Annotated in this window: 11 protein-coding genes; 2 read left to right on the forward strand and 9 right to left on the reverse strand. The window is 72.6% G+C overall.

The window, feature by feature from the left end; all coding sequences use genetic code 11:
* Nucleotides 1-90: 90 nt before the first annotated feature.
* Nucleotides 91-1,056 carry a zinc-binding dehydrogenase gene (locus EAO77_RS12665; protein WP_147988096.1) on the forward strand — a complete coding sequence of 322 codons (966 nt, stop codon included), beginning with the start codon at nucleotides 91-93 and terminating at the stop codon, nucleotides 1,054-1,056.
* 61 nt (nucleotides 1,057-1,117) lie between these two features.
* Here EAO77_RS12665 and EAO77_RS12670 read toward each other — a convergent pair whose 3' ends face one another.
* Nucleotides 1,118-2,113: a PadR family transcriptional regulator gene (locus EAO77_RS12670; protein WP_147988097.1), complete on the reverse strand. Its 996-nt coding sequence runs from the start codon at nucleotides 2,111-2,113 to the stop codon at nucleotides 1,118-1,120.
* Between the two features lies 1 nt (nucleotide 2,114).
* A complete protein-coding gene (locus EAO77_RS12675; protein WP_147988098.1) occupies nucleotides 2,115-2,975 on the reverse strand; it encodes a DUF4097 family beta strand repeat-containing protein in 861 nt (286 codons plus the stop codon).
* A 205-nt stretch (nucleotides 2,976-3,180) separates the two neighbouring features.
* On the opposite strand from EAO77_RS12675, the gene EAO77_RS12680 reads away from it, so the two are divergent.
* Nucleotides 3,181-3,966: a hypothetical protein gene (locus EAO77_RS12680; protein ID WP_147988099.1), complete on the forward strand. Its 786-nt coding sequence runs from the start codon at nucleotides 3,181-3,183 to the stop codon at nucleotides 3,964-3,966.
* A 55-nt stretch (nucleotides 3,967-4,021) separates the two neighbouring features.
* Here the strand turns inward: EAO77_RS12680 and EAO77_RS12685 are convergent, their stop codons facing one another.
* The 7 genes from EAO77_RS12685 to EAO77_RS12715 all read right to left on the reverse strand — a co-directional run bounded on the left by EAO77_RS12685 (nucleotide 4,022) and on the right by EAO77_RS12715 (nucleotide 12,659).
* Nucleotides 4,022-4,204 carry a DUF6104 family protein gene (locus EAO77_RS12685; protein ID WP_005312030.1) on the reverse strand — a complete coding sequence of 61 codons (183 nt, stop codon included), beginning with the start codon at nucleotides 4,202-4,204 and terminating at the stop codon, nucleotides 4,022-4,024.
* Between the two features lie 422 nt (nucleotides 4,205-4,626).
* A complete protein-coding gene (locus EAO77_RS12690; RefSeq protein ID WP_147988100.1) occupies nucleotides 4,627-8,406 on the reverse strand; it encodes a multifunctional oxoglutarate decarboxylase/oxoglutarate dehydrogenase thiamine pyrophosphate-binding subunit/dihydrolipoyllysine-residue succinyltransferase subunit in 3,780 nt (1,259 codons plus the stop codon).
* A gap of 268 nt (nucleotides 8,407-8,674) precedes the next feature.
* Nucleotides 8,675-9,778, reverse strand: coding sequence for an ATP-binding protein (locus EAO77_RS12695; RefSeq protein WP_147988101.1), 1,104 nt, complete (start codon nucleotides 9,776-9,778; stop codon nucleotides 8,675-8,677).
* A complete protein-coding gene (locus tag EAO77_RS12700) occupies nucleotides 9,775-10,512 on the reverse strand; it encodes a response regulator transcription factor (RefSeq protein WP_147988102.1) in 738 nt (245 codons plus the stop codon). The genes EAO77_RS12695 and EAO77_RS12700 overlap by 4 nt, the downstream gene beginning before the upstream one ends.
* A gap of 103 nt (nucleotides 10,513-10,615) precedes the next feature.
* Entirely contained in the window at nucleotides 10,616-11,317 is a 702-nt protein-coding gene (locus tag EAO77_RS12705) for a spermidine synthase (protein WP_147989101.1), read from the reverse strand.
* A gap of 150 nt (nucleotides 11,318-11,467) precedes the next feature.
* Nucleotides 11,468-11,764 (reverse strand): hypothetical protein, encoded by a 297-nt coding sequence (locus tag EAO77_RS12710; protein ID WP_147988103.1) that lies wholly within the window; start codon nucleotides 11,762-11,764, stop codon nucleotides 11,468-11,470.
* A gap of 244 nt (nucleotides 11,765-12,008) precedes the next feature.
* A complete protein-coding gene (locus EAO77_RS12715; protein ID WP_147988104.1) occupies nucleotides 12,009-12,659 on the reverse strand; it encodes a GNAT family N-acetyltransferase in 651 nt (216 codons plus the stop codon).
* Nucleotides 12,660-12,884 lie beyond the last annotated feature (225 nt).

Here is a 12,884-nt window from a genome sequence, read left to right on the forward strand (position 1 = left end):
GGCGGGGTCGGACGCCGCCCGGGGGTGTGCGGGGCGTGTCACACAGGTGTGCGGTTCCGTGGGGAGGGCTGTCGCCCTACGCTCATGGTCATGTTCGCCGCCTACGCCGCACGCATCGACCGCGACCAGCCGTTGAACGGCCTCGAACTGGGTGAACGGCCCGCGCCCGGGGCGCGCCCGGGCTGGACGACCGTGACCGTCAGGGCCGCCTCCCTCAACCACCACGACCTGTGGTCCCTGCGGGGCGTCGGCCTCTCCGAGGACAAGCTGCCGATGATCCTCGGCTGCGACGCCGCGGGCGTCGACCAGGACGGCAACGAGGTCGTGCTCCACTCCGTCATCGGCCAGAGCGGCCACGGCGTGGGGCCCGACGAGCCGCGGTCCATCCTCACCGAGCGCTACCAGGGCACCTTCGCCGAGCAGGTGAGCGTGCCCACGTGGAACGTGCTGCCCAAGCCCGCGGAGCTCACGTTCGAGGAGGCCGCCTGCCTGCCGACCGCGTGGCTCACCGCGTACCGCATGCTCTTCACCAACGCCGGTGTCCGGCCCGGTGACTCGGTCCTCGTCCAGGGCGCGGGCGGCGGTGTCGCGACCGCCGCGCTCGTGCTCGGCCGGGCGGCCGGGCTGCGGATGTACGCCACCAGCCGCGACGAGGCCAAGCGCCGGCGCGCCGTCGAACTCGGCGCCGAGGAGGCCTTCGAGCCGGGTGCGCGGCTGCCGCGCCGCGTGGACGCCGTCATCGAGACGGTCGGGGCCGCCACCTGGTCCCACTCGGTCAAGTCGCTGCGCCCCGGGGGGACCCTCGTCATCTCGGGGGCGACCAGCGGCGACCGCCCCTCCCATGCCGAACTGACCCGCATCTTCTTCCTGGAGCTGAAGGTCGTCGGTTCCACCATGGGATCCCGGGACGAGCTGGAGGACCTGCTCTCCTTCTGCGCGGTGACCGGGGTCCGGCCCGTGATCGACCAGGTGCTCCCGCTGGACCGGGCCCGCGAGGGCTTCGAGCGGATCGAGAAGGGCGACCTCTTCGGGAAGATCGTGCTGACCGGGGCCTGACCCGGCCGCGGGCGCGAGGATGCCGCCGCGCCGTGGCGCGGCGGCATCCTCGCGACGCGACTCAGTCGCGGGGGGTGTTCAGCAGCGCGACGATGTGCGCCGCCGCCGTGGACAGATGACGCCGGGCCTCGCCGAGCTGGTCCGCGGTCACCCCGCGGTCGCGCGCCGCGTCCCGGACGTCGTCACGGAAGCGGTCCAGCAGCCGTTCCAGGTCCCGTACGGGATCCGCCGACGGCTCCGGGACGGTGTCCTTCGCCCATTCGGGATCCGTGGCGCCCGCGTCCGGCTCCACGTGCGGCGGCCAGGCGGTGCCGCGGGCCAGTCCGCCGAGCTGGCCCGCCAGTTCGGACAGGCCGTCGCGCACCCCGGCGGGCCAGTCGCCGCGCGCGAAGTGGACCTGGACCTGGTCCTGCACCTGGCGGGCGATGCGCTGCATCTCGGAGCGGGCGTGCTCCCGGGCCTCCTCGGCCTGACGGCGCGCCTTGCGGGCGTCCTCGCGCGCCCGGCGGGACTCGTCCTTCGCGCGGCGCGCCTGCTCCTTCCACTCCTGACGGGCGCGGCGCAGCTCCTCCTTCGCCGTCCGCCAGCCCTCGCCGTCGGTGGCCGGGTCCCCCGGATCCCCGAAGCCGTCCCCGGCCGCCGGGCCGCCGGGCCCGCTCGCGCCGCGTCCGCGCGCCTCGCCGGCCGCCGCGCGCATCTCGCTGCGCAGCCTGCCCGCCGCGCCCCGCACGTCGTCGCGGATCTCCGCCGCGAGTTCGGAGACCGACTCGCGGATCTCGAGTTCGAGGTCGGCCAGCTCGGCGCCGCGTCCGGCGAGTTCGGCGCGTCCGGCGTCGGTGATCGAGTAGACCTTGCGGCCTCCCTCGGTGGCATGGGTGACCAGGCCCTCGGCCTCCAGCTTGGCCAGCCGCGGGTAGACGGTGCCGGCGCTCGGCGCGTACAGCCCCTGGAAGCGTTCCTCCAGCAGCCGGATGACCTCGTAGCCGTGGCGCGGGGCCTCGTCGAGCAGCTTGAGCAGGTAGAGCCGGAGCCGGCCATGGGCGAATACGGGGGGCATGTCAGAGCGCCTTTCCGGTCGGGGCGTCGGCGTGCGTCCCGTCCTCGTCCGCCGGGGGCCTGCGCAGCAGGGCGATGGATCCGGACACCGTGGTCGCCGACAGGGTGCCGGTGCCCGCGCCGAGGGTGCCGGTGATCCGCTTGGCGCCCCACTGCCCGCGGACCCGCAGGTCCTCGAAGGCGTTGGACACGGCGCCGCTGGCGGTGTTGGCCTCCACCGTGGCGTCGGCCGGGTGGGGCAGCCGGATGGCGACCTCGCCGGAGACCGTGGTCAGCCGGATGTCGGCCGGTTCTCCGGCGGCGCCGATGTCGACGACCATGTTCCCGGTCACCGTCTCGGCCTTCACGGTGGAACCGGCGCCGTCGACGACGGTGAGGTCGCCCGAGACGCTGTGGAAGCGGAGGGCGCCGGTCAGCGCCTGTGCCTCGAGGTCGCCCGAGACCGTCTCGGCGAGCACCGGTCCGGCCAGCCCGACGAGCGTGGTGTCGCCGCTGACGCCGCGTACGGAGGTGGTGCCCCGGACGCCGGAGACGACGGCCCCCGCGCCCACGACGCCGACCTCGACCGAGGCGCCGGCGGGGACGACGAGGGAGACGACCGCGCTGCGGTGCCGACCCGTGAAGTCGAGCAGCTTGAGGAAGCCCTGCCAGGGCAGGTCCTCGTACGCGACGGTCAGGGTGCCGCCGTCACGGGTGACGACGAGCGGCGGCCCCTCGATCCGGGAGACCTCCAGCCGGGCGGAACCCTCGTCGGTGCCCACGACGTTGACCGTGCCGTTGACGATGCGCACCTTGAGGGTGGTCACCGGGTCGTCGAAGTCGAGCTTCTCCGGCTCGGCGACTACCCATGCCGTCTCTGTCATGGTGCTGACCTCCCGGGGCCGCCACGACGCAACATATCGCGTCTCCTGTCGAACACGATATATCGCGGGCCGACGATGTCAAGCGCCCTCTCGCGCGCTTCTCGCCGAGCGGACTGCGGGCAGACGGCTCCGGGCCGTGTCCGGCGGACGGCGCAGTCCGCCGCGCGCCGGGCGGGATGTGCCGGACTCGGCCTAGCGTGGAGGCATGAACGCGACACCCGTGGGCGCCCTGCTGCTGTGCCGGGCCGAGCCCGACGACGTACGCCGGCAGGTCCGGCTGCTGCGCGAGAACCTCCTCCTCGCCCCCGCGGGCGAGGGATGGAGCGTCATCGTCCCCGAGGGCCGTCCCTGGGTCGACGGCGGCGAAGCGGTCGACGCGGTGCTCGCCGGCTGGGCCGCCGCCGCGGCCGTCGGCACGGACCGTCCCGTCATCGCCCTCTGGTGGGACGGCGACCGGTCCGGGTTCACCCTCGTGTCCGGTTTCCGCCGCCCGGTCGGCTACGTCTGGCTCGCCGACGGCACCCCGGCCGGCGAGGACGAGGCCATGCGCACCTTCGCGGCCCGCCTCGGCCTCGACCCTGTGTTCGATCTCCAGGCCCTGGAGCCGCTGACCCTGCCCGATCCGGAGTCCGACGCCCACGCCCGGATGACCGCTCTCGCCGCGGTGCTCGCCCGGACCGGGCTCGACCTGCCCGAAGGGCTGACGCCGGGGCAGCCGGCCGACTGGCTGCGCGCGGCCGCCCGTGAGCGGGGCGCCGAGCACCTCGCCTGGTCCGGCTGGCGGGACGCCGTCGAGGAGGGCGCACTGGAGCCGTGGCTGCACGGCCCCGGCGCCCGCGTCCTCGGCACCGCCCAGCTCGCCGCGGGCCTCCCCTTGACCGCCTGGGCCCTGCGCCGCCGCAGCCCCGGCTGGGCCGCCGCCGGCGCGCTGCTGATCGCCCACGGGGCGCTGGGCCTGACCTACGCCCGCCTGCGCACCTCGGAGCCCTGACGGGTCCCCCCGGGGTCCACGCCCCCCGGGGGGACCCGTCAGGGCGCGGGCCGGATCACTCCTCGTCGTCCTCGTCGTCCAGCCGGGCCAGCCAGGTGGCCAGGCGCTCGACAGGGACCTCGAAGTCCGGGTTGAGATCGACGAACGTCCGCAGCTGCTCGGCGAGCCACTCGAAGGTGACCTCCTCCTCGCCGCGCCGCTTCTCCAGTTCCTCGATGCCGCGGTCGGTGAAGTACAACGGTGCTCCGTTTGCAGGGATCGTGTCGGACGCGGGATACGCGCTTCACCCGCCAGGATATGCACCGTTCCCTCGCGCCCGTCCCGCCCCCGGGGTCCGCGCCCGGCCGCCGAGCCGTGCGAGGCCCGCCCCGCGGCACGCCCTGCGAGCGCGGGGCGGGGTGCGGCCGCTTCCGCACCGCGTACGAAGCCGCTGCCGCCCGCGTGCGACCGCGGCACCGGGCCCCCGGCCCGGCGGGAGCACGCGCTGCGCGCCCGGAACGTCACCGCCCCCGCCCCGGGCGCCTGCGCCCACGGCGTGCGGCCGCCCGGACGCCACCGGGACGCGCTCGCCCGCACCGGCGGTCCGCCGAACGGACGCGCGAGGGCCCGGCACCCCGKGGGGTGCCGGGCCCTTCACGTCGTACCTGCCGGGAGGCCGGGTCAGGCGTCGAAGACCTCGTTGACGAGCTGCTCCTGCTCCTGCTCGTGACGCTTCTTCGAGCCCACGGCCGGCGACGAGCTGTGCGGGCGCGAGATGCGGCGCAGGCGCTCGCCGTGCGGGATGTCCGCGCCGACGGCCAGGTCGAGGTGGTCGATCAGGTTGAGCGCGATGAACGGCCAGGCACCCTGGTTCGCCGGCTCCTCCTGCGTCCACAGGTACTTCTCGGCGTTCGGGTACTTGGCGATCTCGGCCTGGAGCTCGGCACCCGGCAGCGGGTACAGGCGCTCCAGACGGATGATCGCGGTGTCCGTCGTGCCGCGCTTCTTCCGCTCGGCGTCGAGGTCGTAGTAGACCTTGCCCGCGCAGAAGACGACCTTGCGCACCGCGGCCGGGTCGACGCTGTCGTCCCCGATCACCGGACGGAAGCCGCCGGTGGTGAACTCCTCCGCCTTGGACGCCGCGGCCTTCAGACGCAGCATCGACTTCGGGGTGAAGACGATCAGCGGCTTGTGGTGCGGGTTGTGGACCTGCCAGCGCAGCAGGTGGAAGTAGTTCGACGGCAGGGTCGGCATCGCGACCGTCATGTTGTCCTGCGCGCACATCTGGAGGAAGCGCTCGGGGCGCGCGGAGCTGTGGTCCGGGCCCTGGCCCTCGTAGCCGTGCGGCAGCAGCAGCGTGACGCCGGAGTGCTGGCTCCACTTCTGCTCGGCCGAGGAGATGAACTCGTCGACGACGGTCTGCGCACCGTTGACGAAGTCACCGAACTGGGCCTCCCACATGACCAGCGCGTCGGGGCGGGCCAGCGAGTAGCCGTACTCGAAGCCCATCGCCGCGTACTCGCTGAGCAGCGAGTCGTAGACGTTGTAGCGGGCCTGCTCCTCGGTCAGGTAGAGCAGCGGGGTGTAGTCCTCGCCGGTCTCCTGGTCCACGAGCACCGCGTGGCGCTGGCCGAAGGTGCCGCGGCGGGTGTCCTGGCCGGACAGCCGGACCGGGGTGCCCTCCATCAGCAGCGAACCGATGGCCAGGGTCTCGCCCATGCCCCAGTCGATCGTGCCGTCCTCGACGGAGGCGGCGCGGCGCTGCATCTGCGGCAGCAGCCGCGGGTGCACGGTGATGGTGTCCGGGATGTTGACCTGGGACTCCGCGATCCGCTTGACGACCTCCTGGGAGACCGCCGTGTTGACCGCGACCGGGAACTCCGGCTCGGCGTCCGGGACATGCGTCGGGGCCGGGTTGCTGGTGGCCTCGCGGACCTCCGCGAACACCTTCTCCAGCTGGCCCTGGAAGTCCTGGAGCGCCTGCTCCGCCTCTTCCAGCGTGATGTCGCCGCGACCGATCAGCGACTCGGTGTAGAGCTTGCGCACCGAACGCTTCTTGTCGATCAGGTTGTACATCTGCGGGTTGGTGAACTGCGGGTTGTCGCCCTCGTTGTGACCGCGGCGGCGGTAGCAGATGAGGTCGATCACGACGTCCTTGTTGAACGCCTGGCGGAACTCGAAGGCGAGCCGCGCGACCCGCACGACGGCCTCCGGGTCGTCGCCGTTCACGTGGAAGATCGGCGCCTCGATCATGCGGGCCACGTCGGTGGCGTACATCGAGGAGCGCGAGGACTCCGGGGCGGCGGTGAAGCCGACCTGGTTGTTGATGACGATGTGGACCGTGCCGCCGGTGCGGTAGCCGCGCAGCTGCGACATGTTCAGCGTCTCGGCGACGACACCCTGCCCGGCGAAGGCCGCGTCACCGTGCAGGGCGACCGGCAGGACGGTGAAGTCCGTGCCGCCCTTGTTGATGACGTCCTGCTTGGCGCGGGCGACACCCTCCAGGACCGGGTCCACCGCCTCCAGGTGGGAGGGGTTGGCGACCAGGGAGACCTTGATCTGCTCGCCGTCGAGCCCGGTGAAGGTGCCCTCGGCGCCCAGGTGGTACTTCACGTCGCCGGAGCCGTGCATCGACTTCGGGTCGAGGTTGCCCTCGAACTCGCGGAAGATCTGGGCGTACGACTTGCCGACGATGTTGGCCAGCACGTTGAGGCGGCCGCGGTGGGCCATGCCGATGACGACCTCGTCGAGGCGGGACTCGGCGGCCGAGTCGATGACCGCGTCGAGCAGCGGGATGACGGACTCGCCGCCCTCCAGGGAGAAGCGCTTCTGGCCGACGTACTTCGTCTGCAGGAAGGTCTCGAACGCCTCGGCGGCGTTCAGCCGGCGCAGGATGCGCAGCTGCTCCTCGCGCTCCGGCTTGGAGTGCGAGCGCTCCACCCGGTCCTGCAGCCACTTGCGCTGCTTCGGGTCCTGGATGTGCATGAACTCGATGCCGGTGGTGCGGCAGTACGACTCGCGCAGCACGCCGAGGATGTCGCGCAGCTTCATCATCGACTTGCCGGCGAAGCCGCCGACGGCGAACTCGCGCTCCAGGTCCCACAGGGTGAGGCCGTGCTCGGTGATGTCCAGGTCGGGGTGCTTGCGCTGGCGGTACTCCAGCGGGTCGGTGTCGGCCATGACGTGGCCGCGGACCCGGTAGGAGTGGATCAGCTCGAAGACCCGCGCGGCCTTGGTGACGTCGTCGTCGTGCGAGGCGTCGATGTCCTTGAGCCAGCGGACCGGCTCGTAGGGGATGCGCAGCGACTCGAAGATGTCGTCGTAGAAGCCGTCCTCGCCGAGGAGGAGGTTCGCCACGATGCGCAGGAACTCGCCCGACGCGGCACCCTGGATGACCCGGTGGTCGTAGGTGCTGGTGAGGGTCATCACCTTGGAGATGCCCAGCTTGTTCAGGGTGTCCTGCGAGGTGCCCTGGAACTCGGCCGGGTAGTCCATCGAGCCGACGCCCATGATGACGGACTGACCGGGCATCAGACGCGGCACCGAGTGGACGGTGCCGAGGCCGCCGGGGTTGGTCAGCGAGACGGTGACGCCGGTGAAGTCGTCCATCGTCAGCTTGTTGTTGCGGGCGCGCCGGACGATGTCCTCGTAGGCCTGCCAGAACTCGAAGAAGTTCAGGGTCTCGGCCTTCTTGATGCCCGCGACGACCAGCTGGCGGTCGCCGTTCGGCTTCACCAGGTCGATCGCCAGGCCGAAGTTGATGTGCTCCGGCTTGACCAGCGTCGGCTTGCCGTCCTTCTGCGTGAAGGACCAGTTCATCGACGGCATGGCCTTGATGGCCTGCACCATCGCGTACCCGATGAGGTGGGTGAAGGAGATCTTCCCGCCACGGGCGCGCTTGAGGTGGTTGTTGATGACGATGCGGTTGTCGAACAGCAGCTTCACCGGCACGGCGCGCACGGACGTGGCCGTGGGCAGCTCCAGGGAGGCGCCCATGTTCTTGGCGACCGCGGCGGCCGGGCCGCGCAGCGTCACGAACTCGGGGCCGTCGGCGGCCTCCGCGGGGGCGGCCGCGGCCTTGGCCGGTGCGGCCTTCGCCGGAGCTGCCTTCGGGGCGGGCGCCGGCGCGGCGGCGGGCTCGGCGGCGGCAGGAGCCGGAGCCGGTGCCGCGGGGGCGGCCTGGGCGGGCGCCGCCTGCTGCGCGGCGGGCGCGCTCGCGGTCGTGGTGGGGGCGGTCGTGGCGGCGGGTGCCGCCTTGTCCTTGTCCGCCGCGCCGGCTCCCGGCTTGTAGTCGGCGAAGAAGTCCCACCAGGCCCGGTCGACCGAACTCGGGTCCTGGAGGTACTGCTGGTAGATCTCGTCGACGAGCCACTCATTGGCACCGAACGCGGCGGCAGGGTTGGAACCCTGCCCGCCTTGGTCGGCCTGGAGGCTTGAGTTACTGGGGGACTGAGACGACACGGCGAGAACCGCCCTCTTCCGCTTCACAAGGTGATGGACAGCGGAAATAAAGGCTACGCCTCCTTGGCCGAGAGGTGCAGGCCGGGCCGGTCATCGTCGCGCAAGTCACACCGAAAGGCGGGTTTCGGGCTTGTGAATGGCGGGAAACAAGTCCAGTTTCGCCTCTGTGAGGGTGCGACGCCTCACGACTGCACCCGTGTGGCCTGCAGCCTTCTGCCCGCTCTGCTTCCCACCACGCAGAACGACCCGCTCCGGTTCGAACCCTACGTCAACCTCTCGGTGCGGGGATTCCCGGAAGGGTGACCCGTATCCGGCAACCGCGCGCAGATTCGGCCACTCCGATACGACCGCCGTGCAGATCCACCGCCCAGCGCGCGATCGCGAGCCCGAGCCCCGTGCCCCCGTCGCTGCCCGGCCCGTGCGGCGCGGCGACCTGACCGCGGTTGAACCGCTCGAAGACACGGTGCCGTTCCTGCTCCGGGATGCCCGGACCCTCGTCCAGCACCTCCAGGTCCAGCGACTCCCGGCCGAAGCCGCGCCGGGCCCGTACCGTGACCCGGCCGTGCGGCGGCGAGTGCTTCACCGCGTTGTCGATGAGATTCGCCACTACCTGGTGCAGCCGCTCCGCGTCCGCGTGCGCGGTCAGCTCGGGCGGCGAGACGTCCAGGTGCAGATGCACGTCCGTCCGCGTGTGATGGCCCGAACCGGAGGCGAGCCCGCGCTGCGCCGACGCCAGGTTGGCCTCCTTCAGCACTCCCGAAAGGTACGGCCACACCTCGAATCGGCGGGCCCGCAGCGGCAGCACCCCGTTGTCCAGCCGGGAGAGGTCCAGCAGCGTCTCCACCAGCCGGCCGAGGCGCTCCGTCTGCTTCAGCGCGGTCCGCATGGTCTCCGGATCGGCCGCGGACACCCCGTCGACCACGTTCTCCAGCACGGCGCGCAGAGCGGCGATCGGCGTGCGCAGTTCGTGCGAGACGTTGGCGACCAGCTCCTTGCGGTTGCGGTCAACCGCCTCCAGGTCGTCCGCCATGCGGTTGATGGTCGACGCGAGGTCGCCCAGCTCGTCGCGGCGGTCGGCGCCGCGCACCCGGCGGGTGTAGTCGCCGTGCGATATGCCCCGGGCGACCTTGTTCATCTCGTCCAGCGGCGCGGTCAGGCCGTGCGCCACGAACTGCGTGATCAGCAGCGTGGCGATCATCGTGAAGATGGTGATGAACCGCACCTCGGTCTTGCTGTGGAAGGCCATCAGCATCAGACCGGTGGTGATCAGGACCGAGACGACGACGAGCGTGCTCAGTTTCGTCTTGATCGAGATCGTGAGGGAGTCGATGCCCAGCCGCCTGCGCAGCCGGCCGCGCGGCCGCCCGCTCATGGCGCCGGCGTCTCCAGGGCGTAGCCCACGCCGTGGACGGTGCGGATCCGCTCCGCGCCGATCTTCCGCCGCAGCGCCTTGATGTGGCTGTCGACCGTCCGGGTGCCGGAGGCGTCGGCCCAGTCCCAGACCTCGGCGAGCAGCTGCTCGCGGGAGAGGACGGCGCGCGGGGTGTTGGCCAGGCACACCAGCAGATCGAACTCGGTCGGCGTCAGATGGACGTCCTCGGCCCGCACCCGCACCCGGCGCTGGGCGTGGTCGATCTCCAGCTCGCCCAGGCGCAGGATGCCGCTGCGCGGGGTGACCGCGGCGAGCGCGGCCCGTTCGACGCGGCGCAGCAGGACATGGACCCGGGCGGCGAGCTCGCGCATCGAGAACGGCTTGGTCATGTAGTCGTCGGCGCCGACGCCGAGCCCGACCAGCATGTCCGTCTCGTCGTCACGCGCGGTGAGCATGAGCACCGGCACGGGACGCTGGGCCTGCACCCGGCGGCAGACCTCCAGGCCGTCGAAGCCCGGGAGCATGACGTCGAGCACCATCAGATCGGGCTGCCACGCCTCGGCGGCGTCGACGGCGGCGGGCCCGTCGAGCGCGGTCTGGACCAGGAAGCCCTCGGCCCGCAGCCGTGCCGCGATGGCGTCCACGATCGTGGCGTCGTCCTCGACGACGAGCACCCGGCGCTGGGCTCCTGGCGTGGCCGCGACGCCGTTGTGCGTGGTGTGTGTCTGCTCCATCGCCCCGCCCCTGTTACCTGTTCACTGCGTGCTGCACATGGTGACGGACCGCTGCCGGGCCCGTTTGTGTCCCAGCAGCGTAAGGGCATCGAGCGGGTCCCGGCTACGCAGGGCGAACTCCGAGGTGCACCACGTCCGGTACGCCTCGGGCAACGCGGATCTCTTCGGTTCTTACCCCGCTGAATCCGGCATTCCGCAATGCTTCCTCGAACGCGGACGACGGCTGCGCCGACCAGACGGCGAGCACCCCGCCGGGCTTCAGCACCCGTGCGCAGGAGGCCAGTCCGGCGGGCGAGTACAGCTCCCCGTTGCCCTCGGTCACCGTCCAGTCGGGCCCGTTGTCGATGTCCAGGCACAGGGCGTCGAACCGGTCCTCCGTCGTCCGCAGATGCTCCACGAGATCCGTGTGCAGGATCACGCAGCGCGGATCGCCGAGCGCCGCACCGGAGACGGCCGCGAGCGGCCCGGAACGGTGCCATTCGATGATCGCCTCCTCGCGCTCCACCACCACGATGTGGCGCCAGTGCTCGCTCTCGGCGGCGTGGGCCAGCGAGAAGCCGACCCCGAGCCCGCCGATGAGCAGACTCGGCGCGACGTTCCCCGTCTCCAGGGCGCCGGACGCCGCGTCGACGAGCAGCCGTTCGGACCGCCCGTCGGAGGTGTCCATCAGGAAGCAGCCGTTGGCGATGATCTCGTGCACCGGCTCCCCGCCGGTCTGGCGCCTGCGCAGCACCACCTCGCCGTGCGGGCCCTCGCGCCGGTCCAGGACGACGGGCGCTCCGGTGTCGGACGCGGGGAAGGGCATGGGGACGACCTCCGGACGGCTGGCGGTGACGACAGGGATCCGCATCCATCCTCGCGGCAAGCGGACGGTGCATTCAAACCACTTCCCGCAACGGGACGCCGTACGCGGGCCCCGGCCGCTCCCTCGTGCCCGGCCGGGACCCGCGCGGGTTCAGCGGCGGCCCCGGAAGGCGCCCCGGTAGGCGTACAGGGCCGCACCCAGCACGAGGACGGCCCCCGCCACCGCCCAGGAGACCGGCTCGGTGCCCGGCTGCGCGGGCCAGAGCCAGGACGGGGCGCCGCCGCCCGCGGCGCGGGGCGGAAGATGCACGGCGCAGGTGCAGGCGGCGACCGGCAGCCAGCTCGCCCGTGCGTCGGCGGCCGACGCGGCGGCCGCCGTGACGCCGGCCGCGGCGGCGGTGTCGCGGATCACGGCGAGCGCCGCCGCGCCGCCGTCCCGGCTGGCCACCCCGCGCCCGACGCCGCGCGACGGCGCGGCGGGGCGAGGTGGTTGGCCACGGCCGGCGGCGGGGCTGCGGCGACGGCGCTGCGGGGCCCCGCCCACGGCGGCGGTCGGTCGCCCGGCCCGGAGAGCCGTGCCCGGCTGGAGGGTGCTGCCCACCGGCCCGGAGAGCCGGGGCGGGCGCGGCGGCGAGGCGCGGTCGTGCACCGGTGCGGGGTGTGCCGGGGCCGGGGCCGGGCACGAGCGCGGGTCAGCCGTCCGCGGCGTGGAAGAGGCTGACCAGCGGGGCCTGGACGTGCCAGCCGAGCGACTCGTACAGCGCGCGGCCGTCGGGCGTGCCGCCGAGGATCGCGACGCCGGCGCCCTGATCGATCGCTGCCTGCTGCAGGGTGTGCATCACCAGCCGCCCGAGGCCCTTGCGCCGGTGCTGCGGTGCGGTCTCGATCTGGTCGACGACGGCGGTCGCCCCGGTCGCGGCGATCTGGCCGCGGGCGGCGAACGAACCGTCGGCGTCGGTCACCAGGACGCGCACGACGCCCCCGCGGGTCCAGGTCCGCAGGGTGTGACCGGCGGGCGGGGCCACCGCTGCGGGCGCCGGGCGCAGCCGGGTCCACATCAGCCAGCCCGGCTCGTCGACCTGCCAGTCGGGCCCGGCCCACCGCACGACGGCCGCGGGCTCGGCGAACACCTTCAGCCACACGGTCGGCGCGGAGACCTCGGCGGCGACCGCGCGCACGGTGGCCTCGTCGTCGGCGGTCAGCACATGGCGGGTGGCGTGCCGGACCTGTCCGACGTCGACCGTGAACCCCCAGGGGGTGGCCACCGGGTCGGCGGCCCCACGGGAGACGACCCAGCCGCGCACCCATGCGTCGACGGCGGCGGCAGTGGACTCGAAGGCCATCGGAACTCCCCGTCCCCACAACAGATGTAATAGACGTTTCTTGCTGGTGGCTATTACAACCCGCTGAGGCGTCCGCGTCGAGGTGATGTGGATCACGTCGGGTCGGCGGTGGCTGTCTTGTGAGATTGATCTCTGGATTCAGAAGGGGCTGCGACCTCGGGAACGCAAAGTGATTCGACCTGTGAGGAGGACACTCTGTGCAGACTTACCCTGCGTTTTCCTTGT

This window comes from Streptomyces sp. T39 (assembly GCF_008042045.1).
In the GTDB taxonomy this organism is placed as follows: domain Bacteria; phylum Actinomycetota; class Actinomycetes; order Streptomycetales; family Streptomycetaceae; genus Streptomyces.